Annotated in this window: 16 protein-coding genes and 1 tRNA gene; 8 read left to right on the forward strand and 9 right to left on the reverse strand. The window is 70.8% G+C overall.

Going from position 1 to position 17,309, the window contains the following annotated elements; all coding sequences use genetic code 11:
• Positions 1–495 carry a DUF3830 family protein gene (locus ACZ39I_RS36305; RefSeq protein WP_467249229.1) on the forward strand — a complete coding sequence of 165 codons (495 nt, stop codon included), beginning with the start codon at positions 1–3 and terminating at the stop codon, positions 493–495.
• A 207-nt stretch (positions 496–702) separates the two neighbouring features.
• On the opposite strand, the gene ACZ39I_RS36310 is transcribed toward ACZ39I_RS36305, so the two are convergent.
• Together ACZ39I_RS36310 and ACZ39I_RS36315 are read right to left on the reverse strand one after the other, a co-directional pair.
• Positions 703–2,127, reverse strand: a complete 1,425-nt coding sequence (locus ACZ39I_RS36310) for an amidase (RefSeq protein WP_467249231.1) — start codon at positions 2,125–2,127, stop codon at positions 703–705.
• A 19-nt stretch (positions 2,128–2,146) separates the two neighbouring features.
• Positions 2,147–3,094, reverse strand: coding sequence for a D-2-hydroxyacid dehydrogenase (locus ACZ39I_RS36315; protein ID WP_467249233.1), 948 nt, complete (start codon positions 3,092–3,094; stop codon positions 2,147–2,149).
• A 141-nt stretch (positions 3,095–3,235) separates the two neighbouring features.
• Between ACZ39I_RS36315 and ACZ39I_RS36320 the strand changes: the two genes are divergently transcribed.
• A complete protein-coding gene (locus ACZ39I_RS36320) occupies positions 3,236–4,060 on the forward strand; it encodes a maleate cis-trans isomerase family protein (protein WP_467249235.1) in 825 nt (274 codons plus the stop codon).
• Positions 4,057–4,788 (forward strand): maleate cis-trans isomerase family protein, encoded by a 732-nt coding sequence (locus ACZ39I_RS36325; protein ID WP_467249237.1) that lies wholly within the window; start codon positions 4,057–4,059, stop codon positions 4,786–4,788. Before ACZ39I_RS36320 ends, ACZ39I_RS36325 begins: the two co-directional genes overlap by 4 nt.
• A 19-nt stretch (positions 4,789–4,807) precedes the next feature.
• Here ACZ39I_RS36325 and ACZ39I_RS36330 read toward each other — a convergent pair whose 3' ends face one another.
• Together ACZ39I_RS36330 and ACZ39I_RS36335 are read right to left on the reverse strand one after the other, a co-directional pair.
• Positions 4,808–5,341: a hypothetical protein gene (locus tag ACZ39I_RS36330; RefSeq protein ID WP_467249239.1), complete on the reverse strand. Its 534-nt coding sequence runs from the start codon at positions 5,339–5,341 to the stop codon at positions 4,808–4,810.
• 14 nt (positions 5,342–5,355) lie between these two features.
• Entirely contained in the window at positions 5,356–5,622 is a 267-nt protein-coding gene (locus ACZ39I_RS36335) for a hypothetical protein (RefSeq protein ID WP_467249241.1), read from the reverse strand.
• Positions 5,623–5,797: 175 nt separating this feature from the next.
• Here ACZ39I_RS36335 and ACZ39I_RS36340 point away from each other — a divergent pair, with 175 nt between their 5' ends.
• Positions 5,798–6,919 carry an LLM class flavin-dependent oxidoreductase gene (locus tag ACZ39I_RS36340; RefSeq protein ID WP_467249243.1) on the forward strand — a complete coding sequence of 374 codons (1,122 nt, stop codon included), beginning with the start codon at positions 5,798–5,800 and terminating at the stop codon, positions 6,917–6,919.
• Positions 6,920–6,928: 9 nt separating this feature from the next.
• Here ACZ39I_RS36340 and ACZ39I_RS36345 read toward each other — a convergent pair whose 3' ends face one another.
• Positions 6,929–8,743: a putative bifunctional diguanylate cyclase/phosphodiesterase gene (locus ACZ39I_RS36345; RefSeq protein ID WP_467249245.1), complete on the reverse strand. Its 1,815-nt coding sequence runs from the start codon at positions 8,741–8,743 to the stop codon at positions 6,929–6,931.
• Positions 8,744–9,027: 284 nt separating this feature from the next.
• On the opposite strand from ACZ39I_RS36345, the gene ACZ39I_RS36350 reads away from it, so the two are divergent.
• From ACZ39I_RS36350 to ACZ39I_RS36360, 3 genes are all read left to right on the forward strand, one after another.
• The gene (locus ACZ39I_RS36350; RefSeq protein ID WP_467249247.1) at positions 9,028–10,311 is read left to right on the forward strand and encodes a M6 family metalloprotease domain-containing protein; all 1,284 of its coding nucleotides are present in this window, start codon (positions 9,028–9,030) and stop codon (positions 10,309–10,311) included.
• 276 nt (positions 10,312–10,587) lie between these two features.
• Entirely contained in the window at positions 10,588–12,090 is a 1,503-nt protein-coding gene (locus tag ACZ39I_RS36355; protein WP_467249249.1) for a tyrosinase family protein, read from the forward strand.
• A 190-nt stretch (positions 12,091–12,280) separates the two neighbouring features.
• Positions 12,281–12,535, forward strand: coding sequence for a hypothetical protein (locus ACZ39I_RS36360; RefSeq protein ID WP_467249251.1), 255 nt, complete (start codon positions 12,281–12,283; stop codon positions 12,533–12,535).
• Positions 12,536–12,605: 70 nt separating this feature from the next.
• On the opposite strand, the gene ACZ39I_RS36365 is transcribed toward ACZ39I_RS36360, so the two are convergent.
• Positions 12,606–13,358 carry a ZIP family metal transporter gene (locus ACZ39I_RS36365; protein ID WP_467249253.1) on the reverse strand — a complete coding sequence of 251 codons (753 nt, stop codon included), beginning with the start codon at positions 13,356–13,358 and terminating at the stop codon, positions 12,606–12,608.
• A 465-nt stretch (positions 13,359–13,823) separates the two neighbouring features.
• On the opposite strand from ACZ39I_RS36365, the gene ACZ39I_RS36370 reads away from it, so the two are divergent.
• Complete coding sequence (locus tag ACZ39I_RS36370; protein ID WP_467249255.1) at positions 13,824–15,851, forward strand: S8 family serine peptidase; 2,028 nt, start codon at positions 13,824–13,826, stop codon at positions 15,849–15,851.
• A gap of 101 nt (positions 15,852–15,952) precedes the next feature.
• On the opposite strand, the gene ACZ39I_RS36375 is transcribed toward ACZ39I_RS36370, so the two are convergent.
• From ACZ39I_RS36375 to ACZ39I_RS36385, 3 genes are all read right to left on the reverse strand, one after another.
• Positions 15,953–16,026: transfer RNA gene (locus tag ACZ39I_RS36375), tRNA-Lys, on the reverse strand.
• Positions 16,017–16,604 (reverse strand): bifunctional DNA primase/polymerase, encoded by a 588-nt coding sequence (locus ACZ39I_RS36380; RefSeq protein WP_352391319.1) that lies wholly within the window; start codon positions 16,602–16,604, stop codon positions 16,017–16,019. The genes ACZ39I_RS36375 and ACZ39I_RS36380 overlap by 10 nt, the downstream gene beginning before the upstream one ends.
• Positions 16,605–16,723: 119 nt before the next feature.
• Positions 16,724–17,092, reverse strand: a complete 369-nt coding sequence (locus ACZ39I_RS36385) for a hypothetical protein (RefSeq protein WP_352391320.1) — start codon at positions 17,090–17,092, stop codon at positions 16,724–16,726.
• Between the last annotated feature and the right edge of the window lie 217 nt (positions 17,093–17,309).

A 17,309-nucleotide genomic window follows, 5' to 3' on the forward strand; every position in this document is an offset into this window, starting at 1 on the left:
ATGGCTGACCGCTATATCGAAGTCTCGCTGGTCGAGCGGGAGATCACCGCGACGGCAAAGCTCCTCGACGACCGGGCGCCGATCACCTGCGCGGCCGTATGGGACGCCCTCCCGCTCGCCGGTGACGTCTATCACGCCAAGTACGCGCGCAACGAGATCTACGCCCTTTTCCCGCCCTTCGCGGAATCGGAACCGCCCCTGGAAAATCCGACAGTTACCCCGATTCCCGGAGATCTCTGCTATTTCTCCTTCGCGGGTACGCAACTGGGCACCGCGTCCCACGGTTACGACCGCGAGGTCCGCGCGGACACGACACTGGTGGACCTGGCCCTGTTCTACGAACGCAACAACCTGCTCCTGAACGGCGACGTGGGCTGGGTGCCGGGGATCGTCTGGGGCCAGGTGGTGGAGGGGCTGGACGCCCTCGCCGAGGGCTGCAACGATCTCTGGCGCTCAGGCGCACTCGGCGAGAGACTCCGCTTCCGCCGGGCGTAGCGGCGGCTCGGACGCCGGACGGGAGCGGTTCCTGCCCTGCGGTCCTTCGCCACGTCGTTCGAGGCGAGCCGCACCGACGAGATCGGGGGATCGCCGACTCCCCGTCCAGTGGGGGCCGTTGGCCGACGGCGGCCGCGACGACAGTTCGACGGTTTTCTTCGGCGGCCGGGACGGACGTACCGTGGTCGGCCTCTGGTCCTGCTGGGCTCACCCCTGTACGTGGCCCTCGTGGGCTGAGACGGGCGGCGCGATTCCCGCGGCCCCTGCCTCGTACAGCGCGTGCGCCGCCCGCAGCACCAGGTCGTCCCGGTGCCGGGCCGCCACGATCTGCAGTCCCACCGGCAGCCCGGCGCCGTCCGTGCCGACGGGCACGCTCGCCGCCGGCTGCTGCGTCATGTTGAAGGGGTACGTGAATGGCGTCCACCCCGTCCAGCGGCGATACCCCGAGCCCTTGGGGACCTCCGTGCCCGCCTCGAACGCCGTGATCGGCAGGGCCGGGGTCACCAGCAGGTCGTAGGAGTCGTGGAAGCGGCCCATCCGGCGCCCGAGTTCCATCCGCACGTCCACCGCGGCGAGATAGTCGAGCGCGCTCATGCGTGCCCCGAGGTCGCGGATCTCGCGGAGCCCCGGGTCCAGCAACTCCCGCTGACGCGGCCCGAGATGCTGGGTCACCCGGGCCGCCCCGCTGAACCACAGGGTGTGGAAGGCCTCTACCGGGTCGGCGAAGTCGGGGTCGGTCTCGGTGACGTACGCGCCGAGTCCGGCGAGGCGTTCCACGGCCCGGCGGACCGCGGCCGCGACGCCGGGCTGTACCGCCACCTGGCCGCCGAGGGAGGGGGAGTACCCGACCCGCAGACCCCGTACCCCGCCCGACAGGGCCGCCGTGTATGGGCCGGCCGCCGGGCCCAGTGCCGACCAGTCACGGGAGTCCGGCATCCCGATGACGTCGAGGAGCAGCGCCGCGTCGGCCGCGTCACGGGTCATCGGGCCGACGTGCGCGAGGGTGCCGAAGGCACTCGCCGGGTACAGCGGCACCCGGCCGTACGTCGGCTTGAGGCCGAAGATCCCGCAGAACGCGGCCGGGATACGGACACTGCCCCCGCCGTCCGTGCCCAGTGCGAGCGGCCCCGCACCGAGCGCCACGGCCGCCGCGGCACCCCCGCTGGAGCCGCCCGCGGTGCGCGACGGGTCGTGGGGATTGCGGGTCACGCCCGTCAGCGGCGAGTCCGTGACGCCCTTCCAGCCGAACTCCGGGGTGGTCGTCCTGCCGAGGAACACGGCGCCCTGCTCGCGCAGTCGGGCGACGGACGGCGCGTCCTCGTCCCAACTGCCGCTCTCCGAGACGGTCCTGGAGCCCTTCAGCGTCGGGACGCCGCGCATCAGCAGGATGTCCTTCACCGTGACCGGGACGCCGTCCACCGCGCCGGACGGCTCCCCGCGCCGCCAGCGGTCCGCCGACGCGCGGGCCTGCGCCAGGGCCTCCTCGCCGGTCACGCGCACGAACGCGTTCACCTGCGGCTGGATCCGCTCGGCCCGGTCGAGCGCCGCCCGGGTCGCCTCCACGGGGCTGAACTCGCCCTTGCGGTAGCCCTCGACGAGTTGTACGGCGGTCAGTTCGGTGAGGTCCTGCATGTGCCCCTCCGCTCGACGTTCAGTGCCCCGGCACGTACCCGCGTTGCTTGTCGACCACGTTGGTGAGTGATCTGCCCGCCTCCCAGCGGTCGTACATCTCCACGAACTGCGCGCCGAGTTCATCGCGCCAGCCGACGGTGTCACCGCTCATGTGCGGGGACACGATCAGGCCCGGCACCCGCCACAACGGGCTCTCCGGCGGCAGGGGTTCGGTGGCGAAGACGTCGAGGGCGGCCCCGGCGATCCACCGCTTGGTGAGCGCCTCCACCAGCGCGTCCTCCACGACGAGTTGGCCCCGCCCGATGTTGATGAACCGGGCCGAGGGCTGCATCATCCCGAAGCGGCGGGCGTCGAACATGCCGTGCGTCTCCGCGGTGAGCGGGGCGGCCGCGATCACCCAGTCGGCGCGGGCCATCAGCCGGTCGAGGTCGTCGGGACCGTGGATCCCGGTACGGGAACGGCGGCCGACCAGGGCGGTGGTGACGCCGAGCGCCTTGAGGGTGGCGACGATCGCCCGCCCGATGGGCCCGGAACCCACCACGCACGCGCGTGTGCTGGCCACCCGCTGGGACTCCCGGTGCCGCCACACACCCTCCCGCTGGAGCTCCAGGGTCCGGGGCAGGTCCTTGGCCATCGTCAGGACCAGCGCGGCGACGTACTCGGCGATCGGCCGGTCGAAGACACCGCGCGCGTTGGTCACCCTCGTGTCCGAGGCGACGAGTTCGGGGCACATCAGGTGGTCCACGCCCGCGCTCGCCGTGTGCACCCAGCGCGGCCGGGGCCCCTCGCCCGGCCAGGCGTCGCGCACCGCGGTCGAGGTGAAGTCCCAGACCAGCAGCACGTCGGCGAACGGCAGCCGCTCGGCGAGCGTGGACGCGTCCGCGTGCACGATCCGGGCCCGGCCGGTGAGGCTGCCGAGCCTCGGCGGGGGATCGGCGTCCAGGACCAGAAGGGTGGGGACGGACATCCAGGCACCGTTTCTCCGGGGACGGCCCAGTGTCTGACGTGGGCGGATTGACCACGCTCGCACCCGAACCTACCTTCGTCAACACAGGCGTTGTGCACGTTCCGCTGTCCTTCCGTCTCTCACCGTGAGGCCGGTTCTGCCATGGACGTTTCCTTTCTGGGTGGTCCGCGCCCGCAACGCGGTGTCGGTGTCGTCGCCCCCTTCGACTTCGCGCTCGATCGCGAGCTGTGGCGCTGGGTCCCCGACGGGATCTCGCTCCATCTGACCCGCACCCCGTACGTGCCCGTCGAGGTCGGCCTCGACCTCGCCCGCCTGGTCAGCGAGCACGAGACCCTGCACGAGGCCGTGCGCACGCTCAACGCCATCGCCCCCGAGGTCGTCGCCTACGCCTGCACCTCGGGCAGCTTCGTCGGCGGGATCGCCGGGGAACGGGCCATGTGCGCGGCCATGACCAGGGCGGGCGCGGTCCCGTCCCTGACCACCTCCGGCGCCCTCCTGGACGCCCTCGCCGAACTCGGGGTGAGCCGGGTGGCGCTGGTGACGCCGTACACGGTGTCGGTGACCAGGTCGCTGGAGGAGTACGTCGCCGAGGCGGGCGTCCAGGTCGCCGGGTGCGCCTACATGGGCCTGACCCGGCACATCTGGAAGGTGCCCTACCGCCAGGTCTCCGAGATGGCCCACCGGGCCGTACGGGCCGACGCCCAGGCGCTGTTCATCAGCTGCACCAACCTGCCGACGTACGACGTCATCCCGCAACTGGAGGCGGAACTGCGCATACCGGTGATCTCGGCCAACCAGGTGACCATGTGGGCGGCGTTGCGCCGATTGGGTACCCGAGCCGTGGGACCGTACCAGGCGCTGATCGACCCGGCGGCGAGGACGGGGCCCGCGCGCCCGGAGATTCCGGGTCTGCCGGAAGTCCGGGGCCTGCCGGACGAAGAACAGCAGCAGGAAGGCTGGACATGACCGCACTCGGATTCCTCTACCCGGGCCATGCCGCAGAGGACGACTATCCGCGCATCGAACAGCTCCTGGGCAGCGACATCCGCCTGGACGTGGTCCACACCGACATCGGCACGGACGCCCACCGCGTGGACGCCCTCCTGGAGATGGGCACCGCCGAGCGGCTCGCCGCGGGTGTGGAGGAACTGCGCCTGTCGGGTTCCGAGTCCGTCGTCTGGGCCTGCACCAGCGGCAGTTTCGTGCACGGCTGGGAGGGCGCCCAGGAGCAGGTCCGCACCCTGGCCCGCACGGCCGGCCTGCCCGCCTCCTCCACCTCGTTCGCCTTCGTGCACGCGGCCCAGGAGATCGGGGCCGGGCGGGTGGCGGTCGCGGCGACCTACCCGGACGACGTGGCGGGCCTGTTCGCCGAGTTCCTGCGGGCGGGCGGCGTCGAGGTCCTCCAGGTCCACGGCGCCGGGATCATCACCGCCGCGGAGGTCGGCACCTGGGGTGAGGAGGAGATCTTCGCGCTGGCCCGGGAGGCCGACTCACCGGACGCCGAGGCGGTCCTCCTCCCGGACACCGCCCTCCACACGGTCACCCACATCCCGGCCCTGGAGAAGGAGCTGGGCAAGCCGGTCCTCACCGCGAACCAGGTCACCGTCTGGGAGGCCCTGAGGCTGACGGACCGCCGGGTGAACGCGCCGGCGATGGGGACGCTGTTCACGAGGGAGCCGATCGTCCAGGTGTGAGACGCGCCCGGTCAGGGGCTCACCGCCGACGGTCCTGGGCGGCCTCGGCGGTGAGTTCCGTGTGCATGGCGCGCAGTCGCCGGTGCTGACGGTTTCCGTACAGGACGAGCCAGCCCAGGAAGACCCCGGCGAACAGGCTCATGCCGAGGGTCTGCGGCAGGCTCGCGGTCAGAGCCGTCGCCACCACGACCACGCAGCACATGACGGCGAGGCCGACCTGGGCCGCGACCCGGTGGCGGGTGCGGTGCAGACGGTCCTCGACCAGGCCGCGCATGGCCTGCCGCTCCTGCGGGTCCGCGGGGACCTCGCCCCGGCGCAGCTTCCGGTCCAACGACACGAGGCTGTCCACGGAGCCTCCGGCGGCCCGCTTCTCCCGGCGCCGCACGGCGAGCATGACGCCGACCCCGCCGACCGAGGCGAACACCACGTACAGCAGGGCCGAGGCGATCGAGCGCTCCGGGGACAGCAGCAGGACCACGGCGCACGCGACCAGGAGGGAAAGGACGACCTGGGCCCACACGTGCTTGCCGAGAAAGGAGTTGACGCGTTCCACGGCCGGCCTCCCCGTCACATCCGGTCGCGGCGGCGGACGGCTCGCAACCGCATCGTCAGGCCGATGGCCAGCAGGACCAGGGCCACCACTGAGTAGGCCCACGAGCCCGAGCCGCGCACGGCGTCGACGGTGGCCAGGATCACCCACAGGGCGGCGACGACACTCAGCGCGGTCCACGCGATGTCGGCGATCCGGACGGACAGCTGGGCGCGCTGCGCGGTGCCGGGTTCGAGCGGTCCGAGCTCCGACGACGGCGGCCGCGACGTGTTCTCCTGCGTCATGGGCGATCCCTCCGGTCTGTGGGGCGGTGCGTTCTGGGTACCCGGGGGCCCGTGCGACAAGCGGTCAACTGCCGTACGGGATACGGAAGACGGGACTCCGGGGGACATGAGCGACCACTCTCGGGAACAACCGGGGACACTCTCCTGTTGTTGTCAGGACGACAGCGCACGGCTCATGAGCAGGAGGCACCCCACCGTGGCGGAAGACGAGATCCGAGGTACCGCACAGGGCACCGCCCCCGTACCTCTCTCGGTGCTCGACCTGGTCACCGTCGGCGCCGGACGCACGGCCACCGACGCCCTGCGCACCAGCGTCGCCATCGCCAGGCTCGCCGAGTCCCGCGGCTTCCACCGCTACTGGGTCGCCGAGCACCACTCCATGCCAGGCGTGGCGTCCTCCTCGCCCGCGGTGATCCTCGCCCACCTCGCCGCCCACACCACCCGCATCCGGCTCGGCTCCGGCGGCGTCATGCTCCCCAACCACGCCCCGCTGGTGATCGCCGAGCAGTTCGGCACGCTGGAGGCGATGGCCCCGGGCCGCGTCGACCTGGGCCTCGGCCGGGCCCCGGGCACGGACGGCGCCACCGCGGCCGCCCTGCGCCGCACGGACCGGCTCAACGAGGGCGCCGACGACTTCCCCCAGCAGCTCGCCGAGCTCACCCGCTTCCTGGACGACGACTTCCCGGACGGCCACCCCTACCGCCGCATCCACGCGGTACCCGGCCCCGTCCAGGCCACCTCGCCCGGCGGCGTCCAGTCCCCGCACCGCCCGCCGCTCTGGCTGCTCGGCTCCTCCGGCTTCAGCGCACAGCTGGCCGGCTCCCTCGGTCTGCCCTTCGCCTTCGCGCACCACTTCTCGGCGCAGAACACCATCCCGGCCCTGGACCTGTACCGCGAGTCCTTCCGGCCCTCCGCGGTCCTCGCCGAGCCCTACGCCCTCATCGGCGTCTCCGCCCTCGCCACCGACGACGAGAAGGAGGCCCGCCGCCAGGTCCGCGCCGCCGCGCTCAACATGATCCGGCTGCGCACCGGCCGCCCCGGTCTGGTCCCCACCCCCGAGGAGGCGGAGGCCTACGAGTTCAGCCCGATGGAGGAGGAGTTCGCGAACTCCTGGAACGCGAACGTCATCCACGGCACCGCCGACGAGGTCCGCTCCGGTCTCGACGACCTCCACAAGCGCACCGGCGCCGACGAACTGATGATCACGGGCAACGCCCACAGCGGCGACATACGCCTGCGTTCGTACGAGCTCGTCGCGGACGCCTACGGGCTGCCCACGGCCGCTGCGATCTCCTAGGCCTGTCGGCTAGGCCTTCACACGCATCAGCCCGGAGATACGATCCGGCGACACCGGCCGCGAGTACAGCCAGCCCTGGCCGGTGTCGCAGCCGATGCGGCGCAGCCGACTGGCCTGGGCCGAGGTCTCGACGCACTCCGCCGTCACGGTGAGGCCGAGGCGGTGGGCGAGCTGGATCATCGCCTCGACGACGATCTCGTCGGCCGGGTTCGGGGGGACGCCCTCACCCTCGTACTGGAAGCCCCGGACGAAGGAGCCGTCCAGTTTCAGGACGGAGACCGGGAGGCGGCTGAGGTAGGCGAGGTTCGAGTAGCCGGTGCCGAAGTCGTCGATCGCGATGCCGACGCCCATGTCGCTCAGCGCCTGCAGGGCCTGGAGCGGGCGGCCCGCCGAGCCCATCACCGCGGACTCGGTGAGTTCGAGCTGGAGCAGGTGCGGGGCCAGGCCGGTCTCCGCGAGGGTCTGCGCCACGTCCGCGACCAGGTCGGAGTCCCAGACCTGACGGACGGCCACATTGACGCTGACGAAGATCGGCGGCTCGTCGGGGCGGTCCAGCTGCCACTGCCGGGCCTGACGGCAGGCGGTGGCCAGGATCCAGCGGCCCAGCGGGACGATCGAGCCGTCCTCCTCGGCCAGTGCGATGAACCGATTCGGCGTCAGCATCCCGAACTGCGGATGGTTCCAGCGCACCAGCGCCTCGACCCCGCGCAACCGGCCGTCCTCCATGCCCACCAGCGGCTGGTACTCCAGCTGGAACTCGCCGCGCTCGATGGCCGGGCGCAGGGTGGAGGCGAGGGCCTGGCGGGTCATGCGGTGGGCGTTGCGCTCGGGGTCGAACAGCGTCCAGCGGTCCCGGCCGTCGGTCTTGGCCCAGTACAGCGTGGTGTCGGCGGCCTGCATCAGCGCGGTCGCCGAGGTGCCCTCGGCCCGCCGCTCGACGACCCCGATCGACGCCGACACCGACATCCGGTGGCCGGAGAGGTCGAAGGGTGCCTGGATCGCCTTCAGCAGGGATTCGGCGAGGTCGGCGAGCTGCTCCGTACCGGTGGAGTCCTCGACGAGCAGCGCGAACTCGTCGCCGCCCAGCCGCGCCACCAGGGGAGCGGTCGCCCGGCCGTGGCCGGCCTCGTCCGAGCAGCGCGTCAGGCGCTCGGCGACGGCGGCCAGCAGCCGGTCGCCGACCCGGTGGCCGAGGGTGTCGTTGACGGCCTGGAACCCGTCGAGGTCCAGGTAGCACAGTCCGATCCGGCCCGTGCCGCCCTGCTCGTACGACTCCGGCTCCAGCGCGGCCGTCAGCCGCTCGAAGAACAGCGTGCGGTTGGGCAGCCGGGTCACCGGATCGTGCATCTGCAAGTGCCGCAGCCGGGCCTGGAGTTCACGGCGGGCGGTGATGTCGGCGACGGAGAGCAGGACACCGGGTGAGCCGTGGGAGTCCGCGGCCAGTGGGGTGACCGTGATCTGCGCCCACATGGAGTGCCCGTCGGGATGCTTGAGCCGGCGCTTGCAGCGCAGCTTCGCCTGACGGCCGCGCAGCACCTCGCGATAGGAGTGCCAGGTGCGGGCGTCCGAGGCCAGGTCCACCAGGTCGGCGGCCGGGGTCCCGGTCAGCTCCTCCGGTACGGCGCCGAGCAGCTCGCCGAAGGCGGGGTTGGCGTCGACGACCGTGCCCTCGCGGTCCACCACGGCCATGGCCAGCGGCGCCGCCGCGAACGCCGCGCGATGCGACGGCGGCTCGGTACGAAAAGGTGTCGCGATATCACTCTCTGTAACGGCAGCCCCGTCGAGGTCTGCCGCGGGCGCCGGCCCTTCGGACGTTCCGTTCACCGCTAGCTCCCGCAGTGCACTCGATCGCTGTCCGCGCAGGAAAGTGTGCCGATCATAGAGGCTGCCCCCGGGCCCTTCCAGCCATTGCCCGGTCCGGGGGACCGGCAACCCCTTCTGGCAGATCGTTTCTGCCCGCAGCTGGACGGGTTCTTGAGGCTCAAGACCGGTTGTGACGTTCCGTGAGTGATTCGGGGGTGTCGGCCGGTTCGGCAGGTCACGCCAACTCACTCGTCCGGTGCAGATAAACAGGGCGTACTACCCCAAACTCACACAGGCTGGGTGCGGTGTCCCGTGAACCGCTCCCGGAGGTCCCGTTGCCGCGCCCGTTTCCGCGCACTGTGCCGCGCCCGCGACTGCGCAGCACCGCCGCCGTGTTCACCACCCTGGCTGCCCTCGCCGCCACCTCCCTCATCACCGGCCCCTCGGTCGCCGGACCCTTCTCCTCGGCGCCCTGCACCCTGGAACGCACCGGGGCCCACCACTCGGAGGGCCTGGACACCTGGAACACCGCCTATCCGCGCCCGGCCCGTGCCCTCGACGCGGTGATGGTCTTCCTGTCCTTCCCGGACGCCCCGCCGCTGACCACCCCCGCCCAGCTGACCGCCGATCACTTCCCGGCCACCACCCGCTTCTTCGAACGCACCTCCTACGGCCGCTTCACCCTGCGTCCGCACCCGCTGCGGCACTGGATCCGGATGCCGCGCCCGTCGACGGCGTACGTCATACAGCGCGACTGGAGTGCCGAGCACCGGGGCGCCTATCTGCGGGACGCGCTCGCCGCGGCGGACGGCCAGGTCGACTTCTCGCGCTACGACGTCGTCTACTTCGTCGCCGACCCGGACGCGCCCGGCGTCGACTCGGACGCCACGAAGGTCGTCAACCTGGATGTGCCGCTACGGGCCGACCGCACGGACATCCGCCGGGTCGTCACAGTCTTCGAGAAGCACCCGCCGGACCGTCTGGTGCTGGCCCACGAGACCGGGCACGTCTTCGACCTGCCGGACCTCTACCACCGGCCGATGGACGGCAAGGGCGACTGGGACACCTACGTCGGCGACTGGGACCTGATGGGCAGCCAGTTCGGTCTGGCCCCGGATCTGTTCGCCTGGCACAAGTGGAAGCTGGGCTGGCTGGAGCGGCGGCAGGTGGTGTGCGTACGGGGGCCGAAGCCGGTGCGGCTGGCCCTGGAGCCGGTGGCGGCCGGGCCCGACCGCGCCGGGATCTTCGGACTCGGGCGCGGCACGAAGCTCGCGGTCGTACGCACCGGGGCCGACAGCGCGCTCGCCTTCGAGGCGCGCGCGGCGGTGGGCAACGACGCGGCGGTCTGCCGGCAGGGCGTGCTCATCTACCGCGTCCACAGCGGCGCGGCGTCCGGCGGCGGCCCGATCGAAGTGATCGACGCCCACCCCCGCACGGAGGCCTGCTGGGAGAACTCGGTCTACCCACCCCTCGCAGACGCCCCCGTCGACGTCGGCGAGAGCTTCAGGGTCCCGGGGGAGAACGTCCGGGTGACGGTGACGGGGCGGACGACGACGGGGGCGTGGGATGTGGAGATCGCGCCTCGATAGCGGCGGATACCCGAATGCATGACATACGGGCTGCCGGATCTCCGACTGGCAACACAGCTCTGCCAGTGTTTGCATGGAGTTGCAGCCCCAGAGGGGGCACCCGCCAGGGCGAGCATCGTCGCCATCCGCCGATCCCTCTGCGTCAAGCTCTCCCACTTCACCCCCAAGGCGCGTGACACCTAACTGTGGGGCATTCCCGACGGAGCGTCATGGGACGAATCAACCCCCGGCTCCCTCAACTCCGGCGGCAGATGCCCGTTGGTACAGAGGAGAAGTATGACTGCGACCGAGAACAGCGCGATCGTCAACCAAGTTGTTGCGGCGCCGACGTATCTGGCGGACATCCGCTTCTTCTTCCGCCCCGAAGACGTGGATCACATGGCCACCAAGGGAATCGAGCTCGGCACCTACGACGGGGTGAGGAGCAACGCGCTGGCAATTCACGCGCAGACCGCTCCGCCAAACGCAAAGATGCCCCCCGACGCAGCGGGAAAATGGAGTGCCGAACGCTCGCAGACGTTCCGTAACTGGATTGTCAACGGATTCCCGCTCGGTACGGTGACGCCAGTCGAGCCACCGCCGGACGGACAGGTCCCGACTCGGCTGCGCAAGGACGTCACGACGCTGAGCGACGCCGAGTTCGACCTGCTGACGACAGCGTTCACCGGTCTGATGGCCCGCCCCCCGGAGGCTGCGGACAGTTACTTCGTCCTGGCCGGGAAGCACGGTCTCCCGAGGCGTTGGTGCTTGCACCACGAGGACCGCTTCATCGCCTGGCACCGCCAGTACCTGCGCGTGTTCGAGGACGCGCTGCGCTCCGTCCCGGGCTGTGAGGGGGTGACGCTTCCCTACTGGGACATCACCACCGAGCTGCCGGACCGACTGCAGCATCCGCCGTTCGACGAGTACGCTCTGCCGGCCGATCCCGGCGCCGCCGTGACGCCGAACCCCGTGGCCGGACTCTTTCCGTACACGACTCAGCGCTTCCCGGCCGCCGACATCGCACGGAACATGAATGACTACGAGGTCCTGGCCGACCTCGCCACGTCATTGACCCAGTCGGTGTGGGGCGCGTCCGATGTGAACGGTTACCAGGACTTTTCGATCCAGGCCCATGACAGTGGCCACGGATCGATCGGACCGACGATGGGCAACCCCGATGTCGCGTCCTATGACCCGGTGTTCTGGTTCTTCCACTGCAACCTCGACCGCCTCTGGCTGAGCTGGCAGACACGGGTCGGCGCGACCACGCTGACCGGCTTCCGAACCATCCTGGGGCAGAACACCGATTGGCTCACCGCGCCGTTCAACGCACTGCCGCCGTTCAGCGCGACCGCCGAGCAGATGATCGAAACCGAAGTCTCGTACGATCGGCTGGATCTCGTCAGCCCCGCGGAGGGCGCGTTGGAGAACCTGTCCGGAAGCATGGAAGCCGCCCGCACCTTCGCGTTCCGGAGCACCGACCCGGTCTCGGTGCGCGTGAAGGGGATCCACCGGCTGAACATCCCAGGGTCGTTCGTCGTGAGTCTGCTCGCCGACGGTGAGACGATCGCGAAGCGCTTCTTCTTCCAACCGGACGATCCGCGAGAATGTGCGACTTGTGTGCATCACGGCATCGTCAACATTGACTTCCGGATGACACAGGACCGGCTTCTCGACCGGACGCTGTCCGTCCGTATCGATGTGCCAGGGCACGCCGAGGAGATCGGTACGGCCTTCCCGCTCGCACAGGCGGGCAGTCCCACCATCAACGCGCGGTTGCTCGTGCAGGAGGCATGACCATCCGGACGCAGCAGAGCTGACGGGAACGTACACATACCGGAGCTTCCTGAACCGGCCGGAGCCCGTCGATGACTTCAACAAACTCCAGTTCGCGCAGCTCGAGCTCAGGCTCACCGCCGAACCGGACGGCACCGTCAGTGGTGAGCTGGTCTTCTCGTAGGAGGAACCGGGAGGCGACACCATAGGCATGGACATGGTCGGCCGGGCATCTGGCGCGTCTCCCTTCGCGTTCACCCTGACCGGCAAGGGCAGGCCGGGTAGCCCCATCGCGGACTTCCACTACGAGTACGACGGCGTCGTCCTGCGCCACTGGGACACCGGGATCGGCCAGCGGATGACCCTCGCCGGGACGGTACTGCGCGCCGAGGATCACGGGAGCGGCGCCACCCTGGCCAGGGCCGGACAAACGGCCAGCTTCCTTGCGGTGAAGCGCCAGGCCTGACGCGGCAGGCCGGTCCGGCTGCTGGTCTTCCGTGCCGGAGGGCTCGGGCCGGATCGGCGTGCCGCCGCGGTCAGTGCAGGACCAGTACGGCCGTCATCGTGATGATGGCAGCCGACCCGAGCGCCAGCAGCACGGTCGGAGCTACCAACTCCCCGCTCGACCGCCGGCGCTGGACCAGCGTCAGGCCCGTGCACGCACCCCGCAGCAGCACCCCCGCGACCGCCGCGAGCAGCAGTGCATGCACCCACTCCGGAACGGGAGCCGTCTCGGTGATCAAGCCGCCCACGAGCGGGCTCAGGCAGACGGCGATCAGCCACGGAGTCAGGCGCCGCCGGCTCCGAGTATCGAGGACCGCCGTCAGCGCGAGTCCTTCACTGACTGAGTGCACGACCAGCGCGGCCACCACGACAACCGAGGCCAGCAGGACGACCGTCATGCCCTCCACCATCCGGTGCAGCACAAGGCCCACCGCTGTCCCGGCACTCACAAGGCGCCCCGGCTCACCCCGCCCGCGCATCAGGGACCCCGCCGAGGCAAGCGCGAAAGCCGTCAACGCGGTCACCGGCACCACCCAGCCGGACAGCCCCGCCTCGTTCGCCTCGTGAAGCGCATGCGGCACGATGTCGACGCCGGCCACCGCCAGCAGCACTCCCGAGGCGGCCCCGAGCAGCACCGTCGAGTGACGCGACCAACGCCGCCCCGACCAAGCCCCGAGGAGCGTTCCTGCGGCGATCAGGACCAGTCCCAGGTACTGCCCCGGGACGAACGCTCCCCAAGGCAGCGCGGACTGTGCCCCTGCCTCGGCAACCGTACTACCGACCACCGCTCGCCTTTCATCAAGTCATCCGCCCCGGAGCGCTGCGAGGGAGAGCTGAACCGCCGGGCCGTGACACGGGGCACGGCGGCCATGCCTTCGTGACGCTGCCGCATGTCCTGCCCAGCCGCATGCTGTCGGGCTGCTCCACGGGGCATACGGGTGAGGGCGGCCCCGACTCCCAGGCGAGGGCCGACCGAGACGCCGTACACGCACGCCAAAGCACCTGCAGGGCGGGAAATGCCCCCTTCGGAGCAACATCGGCCCCGGACAGGGGCCTTCACGGGTGCTCCAGGTGCCGGCCGGCGACAGCACGCCTAGCGTGTGGGCTGAACGGAAGCGACCGCGCAGCCCGGCGCGCCACCGTCCCGGACAGGCTCCGGTCGGGTCGGCGCCAACCTGAGCCCTGGCGGCGAGAGCCGCGGCGGCCCCGTGCGCGCCATCACCCTCACCCGTACCCTCCGGGAGTTCGACATGTCCCGTATCACCATCAACGGCGTCACGGTGGACCCGCTGGCCCAGGCCCATGAGATGGCCACCCATTCGCTGACGTCCGAGGACGCCACCGAGTCCAACTACCTGCTCGTCCAGACCACGCACCCGCCGTCGCCCGAAGAGAAGGAGCAACTCGCGGCACTCGGCGTGGTGATCCAGGAATACGTTCCGGACGACACCTACCTGTGCGGCTACCGGCCCACGGACCTGGCTGCAGTGCGCGCTCTGCCCTTCGTGGCCTGGGCGGATGTGTACCTGAAGGGCTTCAAGATCGCCCAGTCGCTCCGGTCGGGCCGGCTCCGCCCGGGTCTCGCCGTGCTGGCCGACCCCGTCGAGGCGGCAGGCCCGCGGACCCGTACCGTCGACATCGTCCTCCACGAGGACGTCGACGCGAACACCGACGGGGTACGGGATCGGATCGCCGCGGCAGCCGGCATCAGCCCCGGCGACGTACGGCCCGATCACGGCAAGCTGCGCGCGGCGGTCCGTGAGGAGGACCTGGCCGCACTGGCTGCACTCGACGAGGTGCGGACAGTCGAGGAAGTCCCCGAGAGGATGCTGTACAACACCGTCGCGGGGACGCTGATGCACGCCCAGGTGTCACTCAACGGCACGAAGTTCCGCGGCGAGGGCCAGATCGTATGCGTCGCCGATACCGGCTTCGACAAGGGGTCGGTCACTGATGTGCACCCAGCCTTCAACGGCCGGGTCAAGCGCCTGATCGCCCTGGGACGTAAGAGCCCCGCACGGACGGACGACCCCGACGGGCACGGCACCCATGTGGCGGGGTCGGTCCTCGGCGACGGGACGTCGGCGTCGATGGGCGGCGCCGTCACCGGCACGGCTCCCGGAGCGAGACTGGTCCTGCAGTCCCTGATCGACGAGGACGGCTTTCTCACCGGCATCCCGACGAACCTGCTCAATCTGTTCAGGCCGCCCTACCTGGAGGACGGGGCGCGGATCCACACCAACTCGTGGGGCCCGACCACCCCGGGGCTCCCGTACAACCGGAGCGCGGCCGAAGCCGATCAGATGGTCTGGGAGAAGAAGGACTTCGTCATCTGCTTCGCCGCGGGCAACGACGGCACGGACCGCGACGGTGACGGTCGCGTCAACCTGCGCTCCGTCAGTGGGGAATGCGGGGCCAAGAACGTCATCACGGTCGGCGCCAGTGAAAGCAACCGCCCCGACATCTCCCGCACCTATGACGAGCTGAGACCGGCTTCGTTCCCCGCCCCGCCGATCCACGGCGACCGGATGGCGGACAACCCGAGCGGGTTGGCGGCTTTCAGCAGTCGCGGCCCGACCCAGGAGGGCCGGATCTCTCCGACCCTCGTCGCCCCCGGTACGTCGATCCTGTCGACCCGCTCGCGCGTGGCTCCCGACGGCCACCTCTTCGGCGTCTCCACGGACCCCGCGTACATGTTCGACAGCGGTACCAGTATGGCCACTCCACTGGTCGCCGGCTGTGTGGCGGTGCTGCGCGAGACGCTGATGAAGCACGGCACGCCGAAGCCCAGCGCCGCGCTCATCAAGGCCATGCTGGTCAACGGTGCCGACGAACTTGCCGGCCAGTACAGCCCCACCGAAGCGGGTGCCTCCCCCAACAACAGCTCGGGTTTCGGCATCGTCAACCTTCAGCGTGCCGTCGTCCTGCCGACCGACGCCGGCCGGGCCGGCTTCACCGACGCCAAGGAGCTGGACCAGGGAGAAGAGCGAGCGTTCGCCATCACGATCCCGGAGGGGGCGACCCACACCCTGAAGGTCACCCTCGTCTGGACGGATCCCCCTGGCGCGGCCCTGCAGAACGACCTCGACCTGATCGTTCGGGCGGACGGTCAGGAGCACCACGGCAACATGGGTACGGACCCAGGATTCGACCGTGTCAACAACGTCGAGCAGGTGCTGTGGCGGGAGATTCCCGCCGGGGAGGCCGAGGTCGTCGTCAGGGCCCACCGGATCACCCGGTTCACCCAGCCTTACGCCGTCGCCTGGCGCATCCTCTGAGGCGTGAGCCGACTCTGAGAACGACCAAGGCGCCCTCCCAGGAGAAGTAGCGCCGTCAAAAATGAAGGCCCCCCGCGCTGGCGGGAGGCCTTCATTGTCTGTGCGCCGCCAGGGACTCGAACCCCGGACCCGCTGATTAAGAGTCAGCTGCTCTAACCAACTGAGCTAGCGGCGCCTGCTGACGTCGTAGACCTTAGCATCCTGATCGGCTGGGGGAAAAATCGATATCCGTACGGCGGTGCGGGCCGCTCGGACGGCCGCCCAGAGCAGGATTTCCGGGCCCGGGAGCCAGGGGTGACGGGTGTCGGGGGCGACCAGCCAGCGGGAGGTCAGTGCCGATTTCGCGGCGCTCAGCGGGGGCGGCACGGTCACCGCGTCACCGGCGCCGTGGCACAGCAGCGGCGGGATCGCCGCCGTACGGCCGCACTCCTCCCACCGCAGCAGGGACGGCAGCCGCTGTGCCGTGCCCGGGGCCGCGAAGAGCAGCATCCGGCCCCGGAGCGTCGCCACCGGGCCCGAGCCCGGTCCCTCGTCCCACAGCCGGTCGAGCATCCGGCGTCCGAACATCGCGGGGGCGCTGACCACGTCGAAGGCGGTGCCGCAGGGCAGGACGACCGGAGCGGCGGGCCGCTCGTCCCAGAACGACAGGGTGCTGCGCGGGTACGCCCCCGCCGAGGCGAGCCAGGCCGCGCCGTCCGCGGTGACGCCGGAGACGTCGAAGCGGTCCGAGAAGGGTTCGTCGCGAGTGCTCATGCCGCCTACATCTACCGGCTGTGAGCGGGCCGTTCCGCAGGGTTGTGAGAAATCGGGACAGGAGGGGGCGTGGAGGGGTATCTTGCCCACCTGGCATATGCCAGGGATCGTTTACGGGCTCACACCGGGTCGGCGTGCCCCGCTCCGCCCTCCGCGCCGCGCAGCAGGTCACGGCCGAACTCGACCATCTTCTTCGCGTAGTCCTCGGTCCACTCGGCACGCTCGGCGATGTCCGCCGTCGTGAGCCGGTCGAAGCGCCGGGGGTCGGCCAGCTGGGCCGCCGCCATCGCCTGGAACTCCACGGCACGGTCCGCCGCCGCGCGGAAGGCCTGCGCCAGCTCGGTGGACCGGGTCAGCAGCGCGCGCGGGTCGTCGATCGACTCCAGGTCGAAGAAGTGCTCCGGGTCCTCGGCCACCTGTGTGGGCTCGAACAGCAGGGGCGCGGGGCGCAGCCGCGGCTCGTTCCGACGCGGCGTGGGCTCCGCCATGTCTTCATCCTCCTCGTACGTCGTCCGTACCGACGGCCCGCCGATGCATGGGCCACCGTCCATTGTCCCGCGCCCGTGCAAGAGGGCGGGACGCCTGCTGCCGTACCAAGGTCTACGGCCCGCGCGGTGTTCCCGCTCACGGTCTCCACGCGACGCGATGCTCCGCCAGCCGCGCCAGTACCGCGTGGTTGGCCTCCCAGCCGTCCGGGGCTGTAGC

This window comes from Streptomyces sp. NPDC024687 (assembly GCF_055559055.1).